At 69.2% G+C, this 20530-nt stretch carries 21 protein-coding genes; 11 read left to right on the top strand and 10 right to left on the bottom strand.

Annotated elements, in window-relative coordinates; all coding sequences use genetic code 11:
- Positions 1-19 precede the first annotated feature (19 nt).
- Positions 20-1591, top strand: a complete 1572-nt coding sequence (locus ACOCEP_RS00660; RefSeq protein ID WP_482335253.1) for a carboxylesterase/lipase family protein — start codon at positions 20-22, stop codon at positions 1589-1591.
- Here the strand turns inward: ACOCEP_RS00660 and ACOCEP_RS00655 are convergent.
- Positions 1579-2424, bottom strand: a complete 846-nt coding sequence (locus tag ACOCEP_RS00655) for a VOC family protein (RefSeq protein WP_192740958.1) — start codon at positions 2422-2424, stop codon at positions 1579-1581. The two genes, ACOCEP_RS00660 and ACOCEP_RS00655, sit on opposite strands and share 13 nt — an antisense overlap.
- 116 nt (positions 2425-2540) lie before the next feature.
- Between ACOCEP_RS00655 and ACOCEP_RS00650 the strand changes: the two genes are divergently transcribed.
- On the top strand, positions 2541-3380 hold the full coding sequence (locus tag ACOCEP_RS00650) for a class I SAM-dependent methyltransferase (RefSeq protein ID WP_482335252.1): 840 nt from the start codon (positions 2541-2543) through the stop codon (positions 3378-3380).
- On the opposite strand, the gene ACOCEP_RS00645 is transcribed toward ACOCEP_RS00650, so the two are convergent.
- The 5 genes from ACOCEP_RS00645 to ACOCEP_RS00625 form a co-directional block, all read right to left on the bottom strand.
- Complete coding sequence (locus tag ACOCEP_RS00645; RefSeq protein ID WP_482335251.1) at positions 3326-3934, bottom strand: PadR family transcriptional regulator; 609 nt, start codon at positions 3932-3934, stop codon at positions 3326-3328. The two genes, ACOCEP_RS00650 and ACOCEP_RS00645, sit on opposite strands and share 55 nt — an antisense overlap.
- A gap of 88 nt (positions 3935-4022) precedes the next feature.
- A complete protein-coding gene (locus ACOCEP_RS00640; RefSeq protein ID WP_482335250.1) occupies positions 4023-4490 on the bottom strand; it encodes a GNAT family N-acetyltransferase in 468 nt (155 codons plus the stop codon).
- Positions 4480-5688: an MDR family MFS transporter gene (locus tag ACOCEP_RS00635; RefSeq protein ID WP_482335249.1), complete on the bottom strand. Its 1209-nt coding sequence runs from the start codon at positions 5686-5688 to the stop codon at positions 4480-4482. Before ACOCEP_RS00635 ends, ACOCEP_RS00640 begins: the two co-directional genes overlap by 11 nt.
- Positions 5688-7856: a YcaO-like family protein gene (locus ACOCEP_RS00630; RefSeq protein ID WP_482335248.1), complete on the bottom strand. Its 2169-nt coding sequence runs from the start codon at positions 7854-7856 to the stop codon at positions 5688-5690. The genes ACOCEP_RS00635 and ACOCEP_RS00630 overlap by 1 nt, the downstream gene beginning before the upstream one ends.
- An 89-nt stretch (positions 7857-7945) precedes the next feature.
- Complete coding sequence (locus ACOCEP_RS00625) at positions 7946-8080, bottom strand: hypothetical protein (RefSeq protein ID WP_257485210.1); 135 nt, start codon at positions 8078-8080, stop codon at positions 7946-7948.
- Between the two features lie 196 nt (positions 8081-8276).
- Here ACOCEP_RS00625 and rlmN point away from each other — a divergent pair, with 196 nt between their 5' ends.
- Positions 8277-9383 (top strand): dual-specificity RNA methyltransferase RlmN, encoded by a 1107-nt coding sequence (gene rlmN / locus ACOCEP_RS00620; RefSeq protein WP_482335247.1) that lies wholly within the window; start codon positions 8277-8279, stop codon positions 9381-9383.
- Between the two features lie 33 nt (positions 9384-9416).
- Complete coding sequence (locus ACOCEP_RS00615; RefSeq protein ID WP_482335246.1) at positions 9417-9704, top strand: hypothetical protein; 288 nt, start codon at positions 9417-9419, stop codon at positions 9702-9704.
- 4 nt (positions 9705-9708) lie between these two features.
- On the opposite strand, the gene ACOCEP_RS00610 is transcribed toward ACOCEP_RS00615, so the two are convergent.
- Positions 9709-10293 carry a dihydrofolate reductase family protein gene (locus ACOCEP_RS00610; protein WP_482335245.1) on the bottom strand — a complete coding sequence of 195 codons (585 nt, stop codon included), beginning with the start codon at positions 10291-10293 and terminating at the stop codon, positions 9709-9711.
- Positions 10294-10459: 166 nt separating this feature from the next.
- Between ACOCEP_RS00610 and ACOCEP_RS00605 the strand changes: the two genes are divergently transcribed.
- A complete protein-coding gene (locus tag ACOCEP_RS00605; protein ID WP_482335244.1) occupies positions 10460-11275 on the top strand; it encodes a DUF1206 domain-containing protein in 816 nt (271 codons plus the stop codon).
- 46 nt (positions 11276-11321) lie between these two features.
- On the opposite strand, the gene ACOCEP_RS00600 is transcribed toward ACOCEP_RS00605, so the two are convergent.
- Together ACOCEP_RS00600 and ACOCEP_RS00595 are read right to left on the bottom strand one after the other, a co-directional pair.
- Positions 11322-12098: an acetoin reductase gene (locus ACOCEP_RS00600; protein ID WP_482335243.1), complete on the bottom strand. Its 777-nt coding sequence runs from the start codon at positions 12096-12098 to the stop codon at positions 11322-11324.
- Between the two features lie 76 nt (positions 12099-12174).
- On the bottom strand, positions 12175-12948 hold the full coding sequence (locus tag ACOCEP_RS00595; RefSeq protein WP_482335242.1) for an AraC family transcriptional regulator: 774 nt from the start codon (positions 12946-12948) through the stop codon (positions 12175-12177).
- 90 nt (positions 12949-13038) lie between these two features.
- Between ACOCEP_RS00595 and ACOCEP_RS00590 the strand changes: the two genes are divergently transcribed.
- Complete coding sequence (locus tag ACOCEP_RS00590) at positions 13039-13842, top strand: sulfite exporter TauE/SafE family protein (RefSeq protein WP_482335241.1); 804 nt, start codon at positions 13039-13041, stop codon at positions 13840-13842.
- A gap of 67 nt (positions 13843-13909) precedes the next feature.
- Here the strand turns inward: ACOCEP_RS00590 and ACOCEP_RS00585 are convergent, their stop codons facing one another.
- Entirely contained in the window at positions 13910-14215 is a 306-nt protein-coding gene (locus ACOCEP_RS00585) for a DUF6355 family natural product biosynthesis protein (RefSeq protein WP_482335240.1), read from the bottom strand.
- Between the two features lie 495 nt (positions 14216-14710).
- Here ACOCEP_RS00585 and ACOCEP_RS00580 point away from each other — a divergent pair, with 495 nt between their 5' ends.
- The 5 genes from ACOCEP_RS00580 to ACOCEP_RS00560 all read left to right on the top strand — a co-directional run bounded on the left by ACOCEP_RS00580 (position 14711) and on the right by ACOCEP_RS00560 (position 20527).
- The gene (locus ACOCEP_RS00580; RefSeq protein WP_482335239.1) at positions 14711-16693 is read left to right on the top strand and encodes a WD40/YVTN/BNR-like repeat-containing protein; all 1983 of its coding nucleotides are present in this window, start codon (positions 14711-14713) and stop codon (positions 16691-16693) included.
- Between the two features lie 80 nt (positions 16694-16773).
- Positions 16774-17955 carry a cysteine desulfurase-like protein gene (locus ACOCEP_RS00575; protein WP_482335238.1) on the top strand — a complete coding sequence of 394 codons (1182 nt, stop codon included), beginning with the start codon at positions 16774-16776 and terminating at the stop codon, positions 17953-17955.
- Positions 17956-18390: 435 nt separating this feature from the next.
- Entirely contained in the window at positions 18391-18942 is a 552-nt protein-coding gene (locus ACOCEP_RS00570; RefSeq protein WP_482335237.1) for a hypothetical protein, read from the top strand.
- Positions 18943-19073: 131 nt separating this feature from the next.
- Positions 19074-19904 (top strand): poly(ethylene terephthalate) hydrolase family protein, encoded by an 831-nt coding sequence (locus ACOCEP_RS00565; protein ID WP_482335236.1) that lies wholly within the window; start codon positions 19074-19076, stop codon positions 19902-19904.
- A 68-nt stretch (positions 19905-19972) separates the two neighbouring features.
- Positions 19973-20527: an isochorismatase family protein gene (locus ACOCEP_RS00560; RefSeq protein ID WP_482335235.1), complete on the top strand. Its 555-nt coding sequence runs from the start codon at positions 19973-19975 to the stop codon at positions 20525-20527.
- Positions 20528-20530: the final 3 nt, after the last annotated feature.

The following is a 20530-nucleotide window of genomic DNA, read 5'->3' as shown; positions in this document are numbered from 1 at the left end:
CTCTGTCATGGTCGGGGGTATGCGCACTCGACGGATGGGCAAGCGATTTCTGGCCACGGCTCTGAGCTTGGTGATGCTCGGGGCACTGACGACGACCGCGGCGGAGGCGGGCTCAGGCCCGGTCGTCGGCACGGATTCCGGTCCCGTTCGCGGCGTGAGTACCGGCGAATACCGGAGTTTCCACGGTATTCCGTTCGCGGCGCCCCCGATCGGCGACCTGCGCTGGGCGCCGCCGCGAAGACCCGAACCCTGGACCGCCGTGCGGGACGCGAGCAGACCGGGGCCTCGGTGCGCGCAGGAGGCTGGGCTCGGTCCGGCGCCCAGCGACAACGAGGATTGCCTGTATCTCAACGTGATCAGCCCGGCCGGGCCGGCGCGGAAACCGCGTCCGGTCATGGTCTGGGTCCACGGTGGCAGCTTCATGTACGGGGCGGGCAGCGACTACGACTTCAAGCGTATGGCGCTGGCCGGGGACGTCGTCGTGGTGACCGTGAATTACCGGCTGGGGGTGTTCGGCTTCTTCGGGCATCCGGAACTCGGCCGCGACTCCGGCGTTTTCGGTCTCCAGGATCAGCAGGCCGCGCTCAGCTGGGTGCAGCGCAACGCGCACGCCTTCGGGGGAGACCCGGGGAACGTCACGCTGTTCGGCGAATCGGCGGGCTCGATGAGTGCCTGCGCCCACTTGGCCTCCCCGGCGGCGGCGGGGTTGTTCCACCGCGTGATCATCCAGAGCAGTCCGTGCACCTTGGACTGGCCGGACGGCGGTTTCGTCCCCGGCTTGCCCGCGGGCACGCCGTACCGATCCCGGGCGGACGTCGAAGCGATGGGTGCCGGCGCCGCCGGGAAACTCGGCTGCGTTGATGTCGCCTGTCTCCGGCGGCTTCCGGTCAAGGCACTGGTGAACCAGCCGTTCGCGCAGCCCGCGTACGGCACCGGCGTCCTGCCCGAGCATCCGGCGAAGGCCCTGAAGGCGGGCCGCTTCGCCCGGGTCCCGGTGATGACGGGGATCACGAGGGACGAGGCGAGGATGTTCGTCGCCATGTTCCCCGGGCATCCGTTCACCGAGGAGCGGTACCAGGAACTGCTGCGAACCGCTTTCAGGGAGAAGGCGCGGCTGGTCGCCGCCCGGTATCCGTCGGCGAAACACGGCGGCCCGTCGATGGCGTTCGCGGACGCGATGACCGACCGGATCTGGGGATGCACGCAGCTGGAGACCGAACTCTTGCTGCGCGAGCACACCCGGACCTTCGGCTACGAGTTCGCGGATCGGAACGGGCCCTCGCTTCTTCCCGCGCCGCCCGGAATGTCCATGGGCGCCTCACATGGAGCCGAATTGGCCTATTTGTCCGATGTGGCCGCGCTTCCGGCGAATTTGACGCCCGCGCAGCGGGAACTCGGGGCACAAATGATTCGGTACTGGACCGCGTTCGCGCGCACCGGTGACCCGAACGGCGAAGAACCGCCGAACTGGCGTCCCGCTCCGCGGACGCAGTCGCTGGCGCCGGGCGCGATCGGCCCGGTCGACCTCGCGGCCGTCCACGATTGCCGATTCTGGTCGGCGATCGGGCGGGATCGGGCTCAGTCGTCGTAGGGATCGTCGACTTCGGCGGTGCCCCAGCCCTCGACGGCCCGCGAATGGTCGATCACGGCGAACACCGAACCATCGGGGTCGGCGAGGATCGCCATCCGGCCGTACGGGGTGTCGTAGGGCTGGACCACGACGGCACCGCCGAGCATCAAGGCCTGTCCCGCGGCGGCGTCCGCGCCCCGGGCCGGGTCGAGCTCGAAGTAGACCATCCAGTGCGGAGGCGTGTCCGGCCGATACTCCGAACCCATCACGTACCGGTACAGCACGGGTTCGTGCTCGATGAGCCATTCGGCGTAGTCGAGCGAGGCGCCGTCACCGATCTGGTGGCTGGTGTAGTTGAAGAGGCGGCAGTAGAAGTGATCCGCCGCCGCGCCGTCGTGGGTGTTGAGATCCGCGCCGCTGAACGTGTTCGGCACGCCTGTCGCGAACTCCCAGGTGGCGGGCGGCTCCCAGAAGACGACGTGCGCGCCGCACGCGTCGACGGCGTGGACGATGTTGCCGCGATGGGGGATCGCCACCGGCCCGAGGGTGACCCGGCCACCGAGACTGTCCACCCATTCGGCGGCTGCGGCCGCCTGGGGTACCGAGATGTGGACGCTCCATCCGGCGGGGCCGCCCGTGCCCGCGCGGTACAGACCACCGGCCGGAACGCCGTTCAGCGTCGCGATCGAGTAGCGGCCGGTCGGTGTCGCCGGATCGCGCTGGACGACGTACTCCCAGTCGAAAAGCCCGCTGTAGAAGGTTTGTGCGGCCGTTTCGTCTCTGCACGCGAGCTCGATCCAGCACGGGATTCCCGAAGGGATGACGGAAGTGTGGGCGGCCGAGCCGAGCGACATGCGGTTCTCCCTTACCGGTGGGAGTAAAGTCTAGTCGCTGACCGCATTGTTTTCCGTCAAAGATTTCGACCGGACGACCCCGGAACCCGGCCCGGTGTCCCTTCGTTGGAGCTTCCGTGCGCTGGTTTCCCCGAGCCCTCTCCTCCTCCCGCCGCGGCGGTGAGGAGGTGCTGCCGAGCCCGAACATCTGGTACTACCAGAAGGCTTACGAGCTCGAGAACCGCGCGCAGGACGTCGACGGCGAGATCTGGCGCGTGCTCGCCGGGTATCGCGATTGGTCCGGCGCGGACGTCCTCGACATCGGCTGCGGTGACGGATTCCACCTGCCACGCTTCGCCGCGACGGCGCGGACGGTGGTCGGGATCGAACCCCATGAGCCGCTCGTCCGTGACGCGCGGAAGCGGGTGGGGCGGCTGGGCAACGTCGAGGTGCGGCAAGGGCGTGCGCAGCGGCTTCCCTTGCCGGACGCGGCTTTCGACGTAGTCCACGCGCGCACGGCGTACTTCTTCGGTCCCGGTTGTGAACCCGGTCTTCGCGAAGCGGAGCGGGTGCTGCGTCCGGGCGGGCTGCTGACGATCGTGGATCTCGATGTGACGAGTGAGCCGTACGGACGCTGGATGCGGTTGGATCTGCCGCACTACGACCCGCCCGGGGTGGAGAAGTTCTTCGCCCGTCAGGGATTCGGCTGCCGCAAGGTGATGACGCGGTGGCTGTTCGAGGACGCCGCCGAGATGGAGGCGGTGCTGAAGATCGAGTTCAGCGCTCCGGTCGCGGCGAAGGCGATCGCGGAGGTCCGGCGCCTCAACGAGGTTTCGTCAGGCTCCGGGGAGAAGCGGATGACGCTGCCGGTGGGCTACCGCGTGCATACACGCGTGAAGCCCACCGGCCTCGTCGTACCAGGTCACTCCGTGTCCTCGTCCGGGGTGGCGTCCTCGGCCTCACCGAGGATGCCGTAGATCGTCCGGCGTGCCTCGTTGAGCACGTCGACGGTGCGGGCCTGCTGGTTTTCGGTGCCGGCGTGCATCACCTGCGCGACGGCCGCGGCCAGGGTCGCACCCGCCTTGCGCAGGTTGACCTCGACCGGGTCGACGTCGTGGGCGATCTGCTCCCACGGCGGGACGGCGTCCTGCTGCTCGGCCGCGGCGCGGCCGGATTCGGTGAGCTCGAACAGCTTCTTGCCGTTCTCGTCCTTGCCGATCACCAGGCCTTCGTCGGCCATCAGCTGGAGGGTCGGGTAGACCGAGCCGGGGCTCGGCTTCCAGAAGCCGCCGCTGCGTTCGCCGATCTCGCGGATGATCTCGTAGCCGTGCCTCGGCTGCTCGGAGAGCAGCGCCAGGATCGCGGCGCGGACGTCGCCGCGTTTGCCGCGCCGCCCGGGACCGCCGCGGCGGCCGTGCCGGTGCCGGTGGCCCGGCCCGCCCGGACCCGGCGGGAAGTCGCCGAAGCCGCCGCGGGACCAAGGGCCGAAGGCCGGACGGCCGTGTTCTGGGGGGAAAGGTCGTCGTCGCATGATGTGAATCCTCTCTACGTACTGTTCCGACATGTTCACGATATATCGGAAACAGTCGCACGGCAACCCGTTCTGGGTGAGCCGGCCCTCAGGAGAGGTCGAGCGCGAGCAGATCGATGCCACCGAAGTCGTACTCGCCGACCTTCCGCCAGCCCCAGCGGCGGTACAGGCGCCGGGCGGGCGCCTCGACGCGGGACGCGAGTACGGCGAACCGTTCGGGCCGCTCTTTCAGCAGGTCATCGAGCAGAGCGCGGCCGAGTCCGCGGCCTCGGAGTTCGGAGAGGAGTGCCAGCTCGTACACGTAGAACAGCTCTTCGCCGTCGAGCCACGAGGGCGCCGGAGCCGTCGCGCGTTCGGGCCACCACCCTGCTTCCTGCCGGACTCCGTAAGCGAAGCCACCGAGTACGCCGGCTTCGCGCACTGTGGTCATGGCGAACCCGGGAAGCGCGGCGTGTTCGGCGAACAGCACCCCGAAGCGGGCGACGTCGTCCTCGCCTTCGAAGTACGGCGGTTCGCGGTAGACGCGGCGGTAGACGTCGTCCAGTTCAGAGTGCACGGTTCAGTCTGCCCAGCACCACGATCGCCACGCCACAACAGCCGATCAGCACCAGCCACGGCAGAGCGGCACCGTGCGACAGCAACCAGGTGAACATCGCCGGGGCGATCACCCGCGCCACACTCCACACCAGTTCTTCGAGGCCGAGATAGCGGCCGCGCAGCCGCGCCGGGGCGATCGCGACGGTCAGCGCGCTGCTGGTCGGCGCCTGGAGCAGTTCGGCGCCGGTGAAGACGATCATCGCGAGGGTGAGCACGAGGAACGCCATCGTGGGCCGCTCGGTGGGCGCCAGCGCGAACAGGACGAACGACACCGCCCACACCGCGGCCGAGACCTGAAGCGTGCGTGGCATGCGACGCCGCTCGACGCGGCGTGACACCACGGTCTGCGCGAGGACGACCAGCACCGTGTTGATCGCGAACAGGACACCGGGCTGCCAAGCCGGCAGCTTCAGGCCGTCGAGGACGTACGCGCTGAGCAGGACGGTCAACGCCAGATCGCACAACGCGAAGACGAAGACGGTCACGAGGACGCCGCGAAAGATCCGGTCGGCGAAGACCTTCCGGTAGCCGCCCGCGGGAACGGCCTCGGATTCGGTCCCGCGAGGGGTGCTCGCCGGGGCTCGCCACGAGGCGACCAGTAGCGCCGCGACGAGGAAACTCGCCGCGTTGACCAGCACGATCGTCGTGTAGCCGCCGGTGCCGCCCCCAGCGACCATCGCGGCGCCGAGGAGCCCGCCGAGCCCGATGCCGACGTTGCGCAGCGCGCGTTCCATCGCGTACCAGCGGGCGCGCTGGCCGTCGTCGGCCACCTGCGCCACCAGCGCGCCGGTCGACGGCCAGAACATGCCCTCGCCCCAGAAGGTGATCGCGGCAAGGACGACCAGATGCCAGGCCTCGCCGGCGAAGACGTAGCCGGTGAAGGTCACGGCGCGGATCAGGTTGGCGGTGATCACCATCCGGCCCGGCCCGAACCGGTCGATCAGCCGTCCCGCGAGCGGACCCGACGGCAACGCGATCAGCGCCGCGATCGACAGCGCCGCTCCGACCGCCGTCAGGGACAGCCCCTTCGCCGCGTGGAAGTACACGACGGCGAACGGCAGGAACAGACCGGTTCCGAGCGCGTCGACGCTTTGCGCCGCGATGAGTGGGAACCGGCCGCGAGTGCTCGGCAGCCCGAGCAGGTCGGCGGTGGCCATCACGCGTGGGGGAGCGGGAAGACGTTGAGTTCGTGCTCGGCGAGCGGTTCGGCCCGCCAGCCGAGCTCCACCGCCGCGTCGGAGATCCTTCCGTTGCCCCACAACGGGGATCCGGCGGGGAAGTTCGACACGAGCCCCGGGACCAGCGTATGCGCGGCGTGGAATCCGGCGGCCGCGACGTCGCAGGTCGTCAGGTCGACGCTGAGCACCTCGAAGCCGCGGGCTTCGACGCGGGCTTGGTAGGCCTTGAGCCGCCGCTCCCCGAGGGCGGGAAGGTCGTCCCAGCTTCGGCTCGGCAGGTCCATCAGCCAGGGCGCCACTCGCTTCACGGCCCGCGGGTCGAGATAGATCTGTTGCTGGCAAAGGAGATCCGCGACGTCGGCGAAGTCTTCGCGGTAGGAGTCCAGGTAGCGCCGGTCGGCCCGGTGCGGCTTGAGGTTGCCCAGATGCGGCAGGTCCCGGCGCATACCGGACAGTTCGTGTTCGTCGTCGAGGGCGCGGCAGGTGTGCTGCAGCGTGAATCCTTCGGCGAGTGCCTTCTTCGCGGCCTCCAACGCGTCCGGCCGGGTCGCGAAGCCGATCGACAGCCAGCGTTTCACGCGGTCGAGGACCACCGCGGCGACCACCGGGACGTCGAACTCGTTGTCCAGGTGGATGAGCGTGACCTCGTAGTCGTCGGTGGCGTCGGCGATGAGCGACCGGATCTCGGCCGGGATGGTGAGCCTGCCGAGCCGTGGCGTGTTCGCCCACCAGAGCATGGTCGTGTCGCGCTCGAGGACCTCTTCGAGGCCGGAGGTCACGGCGTGCTCTTCAGTGGTCCCGCTCGCGAGGCCGGCGATCAGCGGATCGGCGAAATACGCCTCCTCCGGCCGTCGTTCGTTCGAGAAGAGGAACGCCGGAACCCAGACGGGTTCGCCGGCGGTGTGGGAGAAGCCTTCCACCCACGAGCATTCCGTGTCCTGGGTCAGTGGCGCGAACGGGAAACCCGGGGACCGGTACTGCGTGGCCGAATAGAGGTTCAGCCGTTGCGGGTCCAGTGCTGGGACACCGTAGCGGAAGAACTGCTTGTAGCTGCCGAAGCACACTTCGCGCTCCGGAGCGAGCCAGCTTCCGCAGTAGCGCTCCACCGCTTCGCCGATGGCCGACTGGCGCGCGAGGTCGAAGTCGTGCCACGACGTGCCGAAGGCCTGACGGTCGTTGGGCCAGTTCGTCACGCGGCGCATGTCCGCGACATCGACCGCGCAGACCCGCAGCCGCGCGGGCATCCCCGGTGCGGGCGGGATCTCACCGACGCCGGTCACGATCCCGGTCTGGTCGTCCACCAGCAGCTCGGGATCGGTCACGGTGGGAACGGTCCGGGCCCGGTCGGGGATGGGGAGGATCGGGCGGCGGAGCTCGGTGAGGTCCGCCGGGTTCAGTTCGATCTCGCCGGTGGTCAGGCCGGATCGTCCGCCGGAGAGCCAATGTTCGAGATGGACGGCGAGGGTGGTCAGCGCCCAGCGCGCGTCGCCCGGCCGAAGCGGGGTGGAGTCCGACGGTGCGGAGAGGAACGCCTCGACGACGCGCGGGTCCGGCGCGGCGGAGCGGCGCCGGGCGACGACGTCGGCGAAGTCGATGCCGCCGGGCGCGATCGCGGGTCCGGCGATCACCCGGCCGCGTTCCCGGCGCAACGGCAGCCAGCGCACCCCGCTTCCGGCGCACAACGCGTCCAGCGCGATCAATTCGGTGTAGGCGGGGTGATCGAAGGCCGCGACCACGACGGTGTTCTCGGTGTCCACTTCGGACAGATCGTGGAAATAGGGGACCGTCTCGACGCTCGCGTATCCGCCGGCGTCGAGGATTTCCGCCAAGGGCCCGATGAGCGCGGCCGAGCCGGTGAGCAGGATCGAGGTGGTGGCGGCGTCGCCGGTCGCGGTGTCCCGGGTCGAGCGGAGGCAGCCGTCGGCTTCGAGGATGTCCATCACTTCCTCGTAGTCCGGATCCATGCCTGCCAGCAGTTCGGCACGGGTGCGGGTGCCGTCGCAACGGCTCGCCCAGGCACGGAACTCCCGGGTCGGCGCGGCGATGGAGTACTGGCCCCCGTTGGGCGTGACGAGAAAGCAGAGCTCCGGTTCGAGATCGGTGATCTCGATCCCGTCGAGCCGTGGTCTGACCTCTTCGGACCCCATGGCAACCCCATCGTTTCCAGGACTCCCGCCTCGCCGCCGCGGCCCCAGGGCGCGGGACCGCGGCGGCGCGGGCGGCGTTGTCGGCCGGTTTACTTGGCGGCGGAACGGTTGTGGACGACCGCGCGGTTGTGCACGACGGCCCGGTTGTGGACGACCGCGCGGTTGTGGACCACGGCCCGGTTGTGGACGACGACGGCGGCGGGGCGCTCGAAGGTCGAGATCATGGGTCCTCCTGATTTTCACTCGGGTCGTCACGCTCCGTGGCGCGACATGACCAAGTCTCGGGCCGGACGTGACCTCCCGACGTCTCCTGATGTGCGATCCGCACGGCCGGCACGGGCACGATTCACGTGACCTGGGGAACAGCGATCCGGGGCGGCCCAGGCGCGTCGAAGGTGGACATGGGACACTGAGTGAGCTATGACTGCCCTCCCTCTCGTCTTCGACGCGCCCAAGCGCGGCCTTCCGCCGCGCCACCTCGCCGACCTTTCCGCCGCCGAGCGGGCCGCTGCCGTCGCCGAGCTGGGGGAGAAGCCGTTCCGCGCGAAGCAGCTTTCGAACCATTACTTCTCGCGGCTCACGGTGGACCCGGAGGAGATGACCGACATCCCGGCGGCGTCGCGGGAGAAGCTCGTCGGCGATCTGATGCCGACGCTGCTCACCGAGATCAAGGCGCTCGCGTGCGACGACGGCACCACGCGCAAGACGCTGTGGCGCGCGCACGACGGGACACTGCTGGAGAGCGTGCTGATGCGCTACCCGGATCGGGCGACCCTGTGCATCTCGAGCCAGGCGGGCTGCGGCATGGCGTGCCCGTTCTGCGCGACCGGCCAGGGCGGTCTCGACCGGAACCTGTCGACCGCGGAGATCGTCGACCAGGTCCGCTCCGCCGCCGCGGTGATGCGCGACGGCGCGATGCCCGGCGGCCCCGGCCGTCTGTCGAACATCGTCTTCATGGGCATGGGCGAGCCGCTGGCGAACTACAAGCGGGTGGTGGCGGCGGTCCGGCGGATCACGGATCCCTCGCCGGACGGCCTCGGTATCGGGCAGCGTTCGGTGACGGTGTCGACGGTGGGGCTCGCGCCGGCGATCCGCAAGCTCGCGGACGAGAAGATGCAGGTGCGGCTGGCGGTTTCGCTGCACACGCCCGACGACGAGCTGCGGGACACGCTGGTGCCGGTGAACGAGCGCTGGTCGGTGGACGAGGTCCTGTCCGCGGCCCGGTACTACGCGGACACTTCCGGCCGCCGGGTGTCGATCGAGTACGCGCTGATCCGGGACGTCAACGATCAGCCGTGGCGTGCCGAGCTGCTGGCGAAGCGGCTTCGTCAGCACCTCGGCCAGCTGGTGCACGTGAACGTGATCCCGCTGAACCCGACGCCGGGCAGCAAGTGGGACGCATCGCCGAAGCCGGTGGAGCGGGAGTTCGTCCGGCTGGTGAACGCGGGTGGAGTGGCGTGCACGGTCCGTGACACGCGTGGTCAGGAGATCGCGGCGGCGTGCGGTCAGCTCGCCGCCGAGAACTGAGTCCTTCCTTTCAGTGATGGAGATTTTGTCGTGATGTATGCCCCCAGCCTGCTGGACCCGGCTGCGGAGGAGCTGAAGCTCACGGACGTGATCGGTCACGGCGCGACCGGGGTCGCGCGCGAGGCCAGGACGTTGCTCGGTGAGCGGTTCAGCTCGGTGACCTTCATGTACGTCCTGATGCGGGCGTTCGAGGTGGAGTACATGGCGGCGCGCGACGCTTCGCGGTGGCACGAATTCCACGGCGGGCCGTACGCGTTGTCGGACGCCGACCTCGAAGCCCTGCTGGCGCCCTGGCTCGGTTCCCGCCACCGTCCTTTGTAGACGGTCAGCTCGATTCGTGCCGGGTCGGGCGATAGACGAGTTCCTGGACGCGCCCGTCGAAGGTACGGCTCTCGAGCAGTTCGAGGTCGAAGTCGGCCGCGCCCCGGAAGATCGAGTCGGCTCCGGTTTTCCCGGTGATCACAGGGAAAATCGTCACCTGGACACGATCCACGAGGCCGGCGGCCAGCAACGCCCGGTTCATCGCCAGGCTGCCGTGCGAACGCAGCGGCACATCCGACTCCGCCTTGAGCCGGGTCACGACGTCGACCGCGTCCCCGGGCACGACGGTCGCGTCCGGCCAGTCGAGTGGCTCCCTCAGCGTGGTCGACACCACCGTCGCCGGCAGGTGCTTCAGCCGGGAGACCCACGGGTCCAGCGCCTCGCGCTCCACGATCTCCGCGTTCAGCATCGCCATGTTCGCGCGGAACGTGGTGGCGCCGAAGACCATCCGCTGCTCCCCGGAGTACTGGGCGAGGCGGTGCCGGAGGAGTTCGGGGCCCTGCTTGCCCCAGTAGCCGCCCCAATCGCCGGTGTGGGAGCCGTAGCCGTCGAGGCTGGAAAAGACGTCAAAGGTGTAGTTCGCGGTCATGATGCTCCTTCGGTGAGTTCGTCTCTCACCCTGGCTACGAACGCGTCCCGTCCCGATCGACATCGGCCCGGAAAAAGATTTCGCACTGGGCCGGACGGACCAGTCACGCGGCGGTCATGGCCGTCGGCGGCGACACTCGATGAAGACTCACGAGGAGGTGGACCGGATGTCCGCGACCAAGGCCGGACAGGTGCGGCACAACACCGCCGTCCAGGTGCTCGGGCGGATCGGGATGGGGTGCTACGGCCTGGTGTACCTGCTCATCGGGTACCTGGCGGTCCGCGTCGCCGTCGGCGGTGGCGGCCAGGAGGCCGACGGCCGCGGCGCGATCGCGGAGGTCGGCTCGACGCCCGTGGGCGGTGTGCTGCTGTGGGTGCTGGCGGCCGGGCTGGTGGCCTACGGCCTGTGGCAGGGGTTGCTGGCAGCGGTCGGCTACACCTGGATCGGCAAGCGGCGGAAGCGCGCCGTCAAGCGAGTGACGTCCGGAGTGCGCTGCGTGGTGGGGATTTCCTTGGGGGTCTACGCGGCCAGGGTCGCCATGGGCTCGGGGGAGCAGGGCAGCGGCGACCAGAAACAGCAGGAGTTCACCGCGCGGTTGCTCGGGTTGCCCGCCGGGCCGTTCCTGGTGACCGTGGTGGCCGTCGTCGTGTTCGGGGTCGCGGTGGGGTCGGTGGTGAAGGGCGTACGCAGGACCTTCTTGGAGGATCTCGACCTCTCGCGGCTCCCGTCGGGGACCCGGCGGTGGGTGGAGCGGCTCGGCAGGATCGGTTACGTGGCAAGGGGTGTCGTGTTCGGCGTGGTCTCGGTGCTCGTCGGCTTCGCGGCGCTGACCCATGACGCGGCCCGCTCCGGCGGGCTCGACGCCGCCCTGCGGACCCTGGCCGCTCAGCCGTTCGGCACGGTACTGCTCGTCGTGGTGGCCGCCGGGGTCGCGGCCTTCGGCGTGTACTGCGCCGGGGCCGCACGCGCGCAGCGTGCCTGACGAAGCGGTCTTGTCCCGCCCCGGAATCGAGGCGGGACAAGGAAGTTCAGGAGAACTGGATTCCGCCGTCGATCATCACCGATTGGCCGGTCATGTAGTCGGAATCCGGCGAGGCGAGATACGACACGTAGGCCGCCACGTCCTCGGGAACGGAGACCCGCCCGAGATGGATCAGATTCGAGTACTTCTCGATCGCCTGTCCCTTCCGGATTCCTTCCGATTCCGCCAGTTTCTCGTCGATGAGGTCCCACATGGCCGTCCCGACGATGCCGGGGCAGTAGGCGTTGACGGTGATGCCGTGGCGGGCCCATTCCATCGCGGCGGCCTGGGTCAGCCCGCGCACCGCCCATTTGGACGCGGAATAGTGGCCGAGCAACGCGAACGGGCGATGGGCGACGATGGAGGCCGCGCCGATGATCTTGCCGCCGTTCCCCTGCTGGATCATCTGCTTGGCCGCGGCCTGGTAGCAGAGGAAGATGCCGCGCGCGTTGACGGCCATCATCCGGTCCCAGTCCTCCGGGGTCACTTCGAGCAGCGGCAGGACCTGCGCGATCCCCGCGTTCGCCACCATGACGTCCAAAGAGCCCAGCGCGGCGGCGGTTTCGGTGACCATGGCGGTGACCGCCTCCGGGTCGGAAACGTCCGCCGTGATCGTCGCCGACCGCCGCCCCGCTGCGCGGATCTCCTTGGCGACCGCTTCGAGTTCCGCTTCGTTGGCGGCGACGTCGTTGACCGCGACGTCGTGCCCGTCGGCGGCCAGCCGGAGCGCGATCCCCTTTCCGATTCCTCGTGCCGCACCGGTGACGAGTACGTTCTTGCTCATGCGATGACTCCCTTGTTCGCCTGGGCTTGAACGGAAGGTAGGGGCGCGGGCGGAACCGTGGGAGAGGTGCCGTGTCTCACTTTGAGACAGCGGCGCGGTAGTCCTTCGGTGAAGTGCCGAGAAGCCGGATGAACATCGTGGAGAACGCGGCCGGGCTCTCGTAGCCGAGCGAGGCGGCGATCCCGGCGATGGGAAGACCGTCCGACAGCAGCGAGAGGGAATGCAGGACGCAGGCCCGCTGCCGCCAGCGGGCGAAGCTCAGCCCGGTTTCGGCGGTGAAGAGCCGATTCAGCGTCCGCTCGCTCACGTGCAGCCTGGCCGCCCACCCACCGGCCGGATCGTGGATGTCCGGATCGTCCAAAAAGGACTCGCACAGGGCGCGCAACCGGTCGTGCTTCGGCAGCGGCAGATCGAGGCGGACCGGGGCGGCCCGGCGGATCTCGTGCAGGGTCAGGCCGACGACCGCGGCGTCCCGCCCACGTGGGGCGTACAGATCGGGCACGCCGACGGCCTCGTTCAGGAGTTCCCGGAGCAGCGCGGAGACTTCGACGACCTGGCAGCGGTGCGGGAACCACGGCGCCGCCTTCGGCTCGATGTACAGGCTCCGGGTGCTCACGGTCGTGGTGAAGACCTGATGGACCGTTTCCGGCGGCACGAGCACCGCCCGCCGCGTCGGGATGGTCCACGTGCCGTCGGCCGTTTCGACCCGCATCGATCCGGTCGCGCTGTAGAGGAACTGCGCCCGCCGGTGCCGATGCGGGAGGATCCGGTGCCCCGGCGGGTAATCGGTGCGGATCGCCACCACCGCGCGGTCGAGGTGGTCGACCTCGTCGATGGGGATGTCACGCACTCACCCAGCCTACGCCGGGTGTCCGATACGCGAAAGAAAGTGGCGTTCTTTCGAATGCCCGCCGCGCCGTGTACGCCTACCGTCGCAGACGTGCTGATCGAGATCTCGGTGCTCCTCGGGTTCGGTTGCCTGAGCGGGGTCACCACCGTCCTGTTCGGATTCGGCGGTGGCTTCGTCACCGTGCCCGTCGTCTACGCCTTCGCGCCGGCCGATCCCGGGCACGCGCCGGGCGCGATGCACGTGGCGGTGGCCACGTCGACCGCGGTGATGGTGGTCAACGCCGGGAGTGCGACTCTCGCGCAGCTGCGGACAGGACGGCTTCGCCGTGACTACCTGTGGCCGCTCATCGCGTTCGTCGGCCTGGGTGCCGTGCTCGGTTCCTTCGCGGCCACCGTGGCCGACGAAAGTGTGCTGCGCTGGCTCTTCGTCGCCTATCTCGCGCTGACCATCGCCGACAGCGTGGTCCGGAAGGGATTCGTGAGCAGGCGGGACGACAGCGGGCCGCGCGCGCTCGGCGGGCTCACCGCCACCGCGGGCGGCACCGGGATCGGTGCCGTGGCGAGCTTCCTCGGGGTCGGGGGCAGCGTCCTCACCGTCCCGCTCATGCGGCGCAAGGGGCTGCCGATGGCCGACGCGGCCGCACTGGCGAACCCGCTGAGCCTGCCGGTGGCGGTGATCGGCACGGCCGTCTACGCCTTCGCGGCGACGGGCCCGGCCCCGGGCGCCACCCACCTCGGCTACATCGACCTGGTGGCCGCGGGCGCGCTGCTGTGCGGATCGCTACCGGCCATAGCCGTGACCCGCAGGGTGGTCGGCCGCATCCCGGATCGCGCCCACGCCGTCGCGTACCTCGCCCTGCTCGTCATCGCGCTGATCGCGATCGTCGTCCGCTAGCGGACCCGGGAGAAAGCCGCATGGAGGCCGGAGTGGCCCGGCGCACGGCCGGGCCACTCCGGTTCACTCAGCAGACGTGGGAGTACCACGCGTTGTTGACGTCCCGCGCCCCGCCGATGTCGACGGTGCCCCGCTGCAGGATCTGCTTGTACTGGTTGGGGCCCGACTCGTAGTCGACGACGATCCAGATGCAACTGTCCGCGCAGTGTGCGTAGAAGGCGGTGACGTGGTTCTCGTAGAACCCGCACACCTCCATGGCGGCGGGCTCGGCCGAAGGCGCCGATTCCGCCGGTGCCGCGATCGCCGACGTCCCGGCGAAAATCAGTCCCGCCGCCGCCGAAGCGACTATCGCGGATGCTTTCAAAAAGCGCATGTCTACCCCTTTTTCGACAATGACTGATTGATGAACGGCGCATTCTTGCTCGCCGTGAAAAAAGGCGGAGTCTGCCACCGGAGCAAGCTGCCCTGTTCCGGTATATGCGTTGGCATGCATGGAAAGTGAGCGAACCTCAGCTGAACACGAAACGAGAATTCGGATTCATTGAAACCCCTCGTGACCCCGCCCCAGTGTGTCGCCCGCTTGTTTTCGGCGACAGTTAACAGCTTTCCGGCAGTTGTGGTTGTTGAATATCCCCCAAGGGGGTGATCCCCTTGGGTTCTGCTTTTACTGAGCATTTCTCATGCTTGATTTGGCGCGGGACGAGCTGCCCGGACCAGTGATCGGATGAATTGGCCTCAGGGGTCAAGGGTGACCAGGTCTTGACAAGCAGGTATGCGACGTGGCAGGGCGATGTGCTGCAGCGGCTCGCAAGTAAAGATCCGACCAATCCTCTACCCTTCTGCTGGATCTTGCGCCAAGATCTCCCGCATGAAACTGAGATCGATCGCCAACCGCATGTTCGTTCTCGGGCTGCTGACGGTTCTCGGGACCACCGGGGCGACGTCGGTGGCCACCGCCGAGCCCCAGCCGCCTGCCGAGGTCGACGCGACCGGGCTGCCGCACGGCGCCTGGGACCCGGTCGGCCCGAACAGCGTCGGCGGGTTGCTGGCGGTTTCCCCCGCCGGGCTCGCGATGATGGTGCCCAGCCCGCCCGCCCTGTGGCTCTCCGGTGACCGCGGCGCCTCGTGGAGCGTTCGCAGGGGGATGCCGGCGGATACCTCCATCCAGGGGTTCTTCGTCGATCCGGCGAACCCGGACCGGATGCTCGCGGTGGGCAACTCGCCCGGCGGGATGCCCGGTGAGTGGCACGGGATGCTGCTGAGGACCACCGACCGTGGTCAGAGCTGGGAGACCCTGCGCGAGTGGTACCCCGACGGCGCGTTCGGCATGGCGACGGACCCGACGGGCCGGGTCGTCGTGGTGCAGAATCTCGACTCGCTGAGCGTCAGCATCGACGGCGGCGAGCACTGGAACGACGTGCCGAGGACCTGGCCGCGCGAAGGGATCGCCTCGCCGGTCGGCGCGCTCAAGCTCACGATGGTCGGCGACGACGCCTACTTCGCGACGGTCTACCCCGAGTACGCGCTCTGGGTGGTCCGCGGGGTCAGCGGCAAGGAGCCACGGGCCGAGCTCGTCTACCGGACCAACGGCGAGGTCAACCAGGTCGCCGCGGACGGCGAGCGGCTCGTGGTCACGGTCGGCTCCGAACTCCACGGTTCCCCCGACGGCGGCAAGACCTGGACCGTGCTGCGCCGCGAGCCCGGTGGGCAGACCCTGCGCGAACCGCGCTTCCTCGGCGGACGCCTGTACGTTTCGACGTATAACGACATAGACGTCAGCTCGGACTTCGGCCGCACCTGGGCCCGCAAACCGGTGCCCGCCCCGGGCGAAGGCGTCAGCGACATGATCGATCTTCCCGCCGCGCCGGGCAACCCCGCCACGACGCTGATCTCCTCGCTGTACCGCGGCGTGTACGCGGACGGCGGCAAGAGCGGATACCGGCAGATCGGCGTGCCCGGTGAGACCATTCGCGACCTCGTGACCACCGGGAACCTCCTGCGGGAGAGCGTCGTCGCGGCCGGTGTGCAGGAGATCTACAACACCCCGCTCCCGCGCGGCAAGGTCTCCGCGACGGACCGGGTCTGGCAGTCCCACCCCACCGACCGGCTGCACGAGGACGCGAGCCTGTCCGTCTCGCCGAGCCGTCCGGACGTCGTCTGGCAGGTCACCCGGAACGGGTTCTCGCTCGACGTGCTCCGCAGCGGTGACGGCGGGCGCACCTGGCAGTTCGCGGCGAAGGCGAAGGAAGGACTTCCCAGGACGATCTTCGCCCACCCGGCCGATCCGGACCGGATCTTCGTCTCGGCCTTCGCGCCCACCGGTTACGTGCTCCACCGCAGCGACGACGCCGGGAAGACCTGGGAGAAGCTCGCGATCGACAGTGGTTTCACCACGTTCGCCGGTGATCCGTGGAACCCTAACCGCGTCTGGGGTGGGGACTCCGATGGCCTGTCGCGGTCGGACGACGGTGGCAAGACCTGGACCCACGTCACGAGCCAACCGGTCAGTTCGATCTCGGTCAGCCGATGGGGTGGCGGCCGCGTGCTCATCGGCGGCGCGGGCATCCACCTGAGCGAGGACGGCGGCCGGACGTTCCGCCGGGTCCGCGATGGCGAGGATCCCCGTGAGATCAGCCGGATCCTGCCGCATCCGTTCGACTTCCGGGTGTGGTTCGCCGGTGATTCGACCGGGGGCGGCGTGCTGCGCAGCACGGACTTCGGCCGCACCTGGTCGCCCGTGCCCGGCGCGCTGCCCGATCCCAGGGTGCTCTCCCTCGCGATCAGCGCGGACGGCCGGTATCTGTTCGCCGGCACCGCGCAGTCCGGCGCGTACCGGTTGAAGCTGTACTGAGTCCGAGCGCTTCGTGGCCGGAGAAAGTTCCGGCCACGAAGCGTTTACCCGGTCCCTCGTCGAATGTCAGAGTCGAGGGCATGGCCATCGACGTCGCCGCCCTCCGGCTCCAGTTCCCTTCCCTCGCCGACGGAACCGCCTTCTTCGACGGACCCGCGGGTACCCAGACACCCCGGCCCGTCGCCGACGCCATCGCCCGGACCCTCACCGGGCCCCTGTCGAACCGGGGCAGGGTCAGCCCGTCCGAACTCAACGCGGAGAGCGCCGTCGCGGCGTTTCGAAGCGCCTACGCGGACTTCCTCGGCGTGCCTGCCCCGGGTGTCGTCCACGGCCGCAGCGCCACCCAGCTGACGTACGACTTTTCCCGGCATCTGGCCAAAAGCTGGCGTGCGGGCGACGAGATCGTCGTCAGCAGGCTCGATCACGACGCCAACGTCCGGCCGTGGGTCCAGGCCGCGGCACGGGCCGGGGCGACCGTTCGCTGGCTCGACATCGATCCGGAGACCACCGAACTCGATCTCGGGACCCTGGTCGTCACCGAAAGGACGAGGCTGGTCGCGGTCACGGCGGCTTCGAACGTCCTCGGCACGAAGCCGCCGATCCGCCGGATCGCCGATCTCGCCCACGCCGCCGGGGCGCTGGTGTTCGTGGACGGAGTCCATTACGCCGCCCACGCCTTGGTGGACGTCGCCGCACTGGGAGCGGACTTCTTCGTCTGCTCACCGTACAAGTTCCTCGGCCCGCACTGCGGGGTGCTCGGCGCTTCGCCGGACCTTCTCGAAACCGTCGAGCCGGACAAGCTCCTGCCGTCGCCGGACACCGTGCCCGAACGGTTCGAATTCGGCACGCTGCCCTACGAAGTCCTCGCGGGGGCGACGGCCGCCGTGGACTTCCTCTCCGCACTCGACCCGGGACCGGCCGGATCGCGGCGGGAAAGGCTGGCGAACTCGATGAACTCGTTGCACGAGCACGAAAACACGCTGCGCGCCAGACTGGAGAACGGACTGGGTGACGCTGTCACCGTCCACGGCAAGGCGGCCGACCGGACGCCGACCGTCCTGATGAGCCTCGGCGGCCGCGAGCGGGAGGCACAGAGGTACCTCGCCGAGCGGAACATCGTCGCGCCGGCGGGCTCCTTCTATGCCTATGAGGTCTTCGCGGCCCTGAAGCTGGAGGACCCCGCGCTCCGCGTCGGGCTGGCACCGTACACCAGCGCGGAGGACGTCGACAGGCTGCTGGACGGGCTTTCGACGTTCGGGTGACAGGCCACAGTGGACAGTGCGGTGTGCCGAAGGGGCGGTTATCGGCTCGTAAGGCAAATGTGGCTTGTTCGGGCGCTTGCTGGATGCGGGCTTCGGTGTCGCGAAAGCCACTTTCGGGACATGTGGCGTCGCGAAAGTGGCTTTCGCGACGGGTCCGAGCCTTCCGTCGCCCACAAGGACCGCACCGCCTGTGGCGAAGGGGACTTTCCTCGCGTGCGATGAGGGGAAAGCTCCCTTCACCTCGCCGAGCACCCCCGAGCGCCGGACTCGCCACCCGACAGGACCCCTTTGCCCTACGGCTCACTACGTGTGCCTGGTAGGACGACACGCGAAACCCAGCCGTTGCGAAGTCCCCGCACGGACCGGGCCCGCGGCGCGTAACTCGAACAGGTTGGATTTCCGCGCCGTCTCCGGGGGCCGTATTACCGTTCGATCATGATCGACAACGGGAGGTACGCGATGCGTTTCCGGTCGGTGGCGGCTTCTGTCCTTCTCGGTTGCGCGCTGTGCGTGGCGCCGGCGGCACTCGGGGCCGGGGCCCAGTCGCTCGCGATCCAGCCCTGCCCCGAGGTCAACGATCCGCCCGACTACACGATCTCGAACGGCGCCAAGGCCTGGATGAAGACGAATCTGCGCAGCGACTACCTGCGCGGGCCCGGGACGATCACCTACAACAAGACCACGACCTCGTCGGTCACCGCGTCCATCACCGGCACGACCAGCGCCGAGGCGGGCGTCATCTTCGCGAAGGCGAGTGTTTCGCTGGCGGTGAGTGTCGGCGCGAGCTACTCGAAGGCCGATTCCTGGTCCTATTCCGCGACGGTGCCCGCCGGGAAGACGTTGCGGCTGCAGCAGTACAAGGAAGCGCGCTCGTTCACCGTGCAGAAGTACCGGATCGTCCCGCCGTGCAAGGTCAAGTACCTCTGGAAGAAGAACGCCGTCGCGCCGGTCAAGAGCCCCAGCTACCTGTGGCAGCTCATCGGCTGACCGGTTTGGGTCCGATCACAAGACCCGTTCGCCCGATCTTGTGATCGGCCCCATGGACGTACGGTGACCGTGCCGACACGCTGGGAAGAGTGTCGCGGGCGACGAGGCCCGCACGGAACGGGACGGTGGCCATGACGGGGAGACTTCGCGCACGGATACTGATCGCCGGGATGGTCGCGCTCGCGACCGTGGGCGGCACGCCCGCCATGGCGGCCGAAGCCGGCATCGCGAGCCGGTGGAGTGAACCCGGGCCCCACGCGGTGACCGTCGAAGCCCTCGACAGCACCCACACCGTGTACCGGCCTTCGCGGCTGGAGAAGCACCCGGTGATCCTGTGGGGCAACGGGACCGGCGCCAGTCCGAAGATCTATGACGGCCTGTTGCGGCATCTGGCTTCCCACGGTTTCGTGGTCGCGGCGGCCGACACGCCGAACGCGGGTTCCGGCCAGGAGATGCTGGCCGGGGCCACGACGTTGATCGCCGAGAACTCCCGTCCCGGCAGTCCGTACCAGGGGAAGATCGACACGGCGCGGATCGGCGCCACCGGTCATTCCCAGGGCGGCGGAGGGGCGATCGTCGCCGGCGCGGACTCCCGCGTCACCACGACGATCCCCATCGAACCCGGACCGCAGGGCTCGGCCGCGGCGCTGAAGGGGCCCGCGTTCTTCCTCGGCGGGCAGTTCGACACCGTCGTCGTTCCCGGGCTGCTGGTCATCCCGCGGTACCGCCTCGCGGACCAGGTTCCCGCGATCTACGGCGAACTCGGCGGAGCGACCCATTTCACGCCTGTCGGTGACGGAGGCGGGTTCCGTGGCGCCATCACGGCGTGGTTCCGGTTCTGGCTGTCCGGTGACGAGCGGGCAAGCGCGGAATTCTTCGGCCCTTCCTGCGGATTGTGCGGCGACGGCGCGTGGTCCGACGTCCGGCGCAACGCGAAGGCGCTGGCCGTCCCAGGCGCGTGATCGCCGGATCTTGTCGGTGCCCGGGGTTAAGGTCTGCCACAGCAGCCTGACCTGGAGGGACACCCGCAATGACCACACTCGCCAACCGGCCGAACACCGCGCTCCTCGTCGTCGACGTCCAGAACGGCGTCGTCGACGAGGCCCACGAGCGCGACGCCGTCGTCGCGAACATCGGCGGCCTCGTCGGCAGGGCACGCAGGGAAGGCGTGCCGGTCGTTTGGGTGCAGCATTCCGACGACGAACTCGTGCGAGGCAGCGAAGAGTGGCGCATCGTCGGCGAGCTGGACCGCGAAGACGCCGAGCCTCTCGTCGAAAAGTCCTACGGGGACTCGTTCGAGGACACCGATCTGGAGAAGGTGCTGGCCGAGCGCGGTGTCGGGCGGCTCGTGGTCGTCGGGGCGGAGACCGACGCCTGCATCCGTTCGACCCTGCACGGCGCGATGGTCCGCGGGTACGACGCGACGCTGGTCGGTGACGCGCACACGACCGTGGACAAATCGGAGTGGGGAGCGCCCGCGCCGGAGCAGGTGGTCGCGCACACGAATCTGTATTGGCGGTATCAGGCCGCGCCGGGCCGGAAGGGAGGGACGGTCAAGACCGAAGACGTCGATTTCCACGGCTGAGCC

The sequence above is a fragment of the Amycolatopsis sp. CA-211722 genome, assembly GCF_056828465.1.
Note: the sequence above shows the minus strand (reverse complement) of the source record. Positions and strands in the feature narration are given on the sequence as shown.

Coding starts and splice junctions, on each gene's coding strand:
- ACOCEP_RS00660 (WP_482335253.1), top strand. CDS start 20: ATGCGCACTCGACGGATGGGCAAGCGATTTCTGGCCACGGCTCTGAGC.
- ACOCEP_RS00655 (WP_192740958.1), bottom strand. CDS start 2,424: ATGTCGCTCGGCTCGGCCGCCCACACTTCCGTCATCCCTTCGGGAATC.
- ACOCEP_RS00645 (WP_482335251.1), bottom strand. CDS start 3,934: ATGCGACGACGACCTTTCCCCCCAGAACACGGCCGTCCGGCCTTCGGC.
- ACOCEP_RS00635 (WP_482335249.1), bottom strand. CDS start 5,688: ATGGCCACCGCCGACCTGCTCGGGCTGCCGAGCACTCGCGGCCGGTTC.
- ACOCEP_RS00630 (WP_482335248.1), bottom strand. CDS start 7,856: ATGGGGTCCGAAGAGGTCAGACCACGGCTCGACGGGATCGAGATCACC.
- ACOCEP_RS00625 (WP_257485210.1), bottom strand. CDS start 8,080: ATGATCTCGACCTTCGAGCGCCCCGCCGCCGTCGTCGTCCACAACCGG.
- rlmN (WP_482335247.1), top strand. CDS start 8,277: ATGACTGCCCTCCCTCTCGTCTTCGACGCGCCCAAGCGCGGCCTTCCG.
- ACOCEP_RS00615 (WP_482335246.1), top strand. CDS start 9,417: ATGTATGCCCCCAGCCTGCTGGACCCGGCTGCGGAGGAGCTGAAGCTC.
- ACOCEP_RS00610 (WP_482335245.1), bottom strand. CDS start 10,293: ATGACCGCGAACTACACCTTTGACGTCTTTTCCAGCCTCGACGGCTAC.
- ACOCEP_RS00605 (WP_482335244.1), top strand. CDS start 10,460: ATGTCCGCGACCAAGGCCGGACAGGTGCGGCACAACACCGCCGTCCAG.
- ACOCEP_RS00600 (WP_482335243.1), bottom strand. CDS start 12,098: ATGAGCAAGAACGTACTCGTCACCGGTGCGGCACGAGGAATCGGAAAG.
- ACOCEP_RS00585 (WP_482335240.1), bottom strand. CDS start 14,215: ATGCGCTTTTTGAAAGCATCCGCGATAGTCGCTTCGGCGGCGGCGGGA.
- ACOCEP_RS00580 (WP_482335239.1), top strand. CDS start 14,711: ATGAAACTGAGATCGATCGCCAACCGCATGTTCGTTCTCGGGCTGCTG.
- ACOCEP_RS00575 (WP_482335238.1), top strand. CDS start 16,774: ATGGCCATCGACGTCGCCGCCCTCCGGCTCCAGTTCCCTTCCCTCGCC.
- ACOCEP_RS00570 (WP_482335237.1), top strand. CDS start 18,391: ATGATCGACAACGGGAGGTACGCGATGCGTTTCCGGTCGGTGGCGGCT.
- ACOCEP_RS00565 (WP_482335236.1), top strand. CDS start 19,074: ATGACGGGGAGACTTCGCGCACGGATACTGATCGCCGGGATGGTCGCG.
- ACOCEP_RS00560 (WP_482335235.1), top strand. CDS start 19,973: ATGACCACACTCGCCAACCGGCCGAACACCGCGCTCCTCGTCGTCGAC.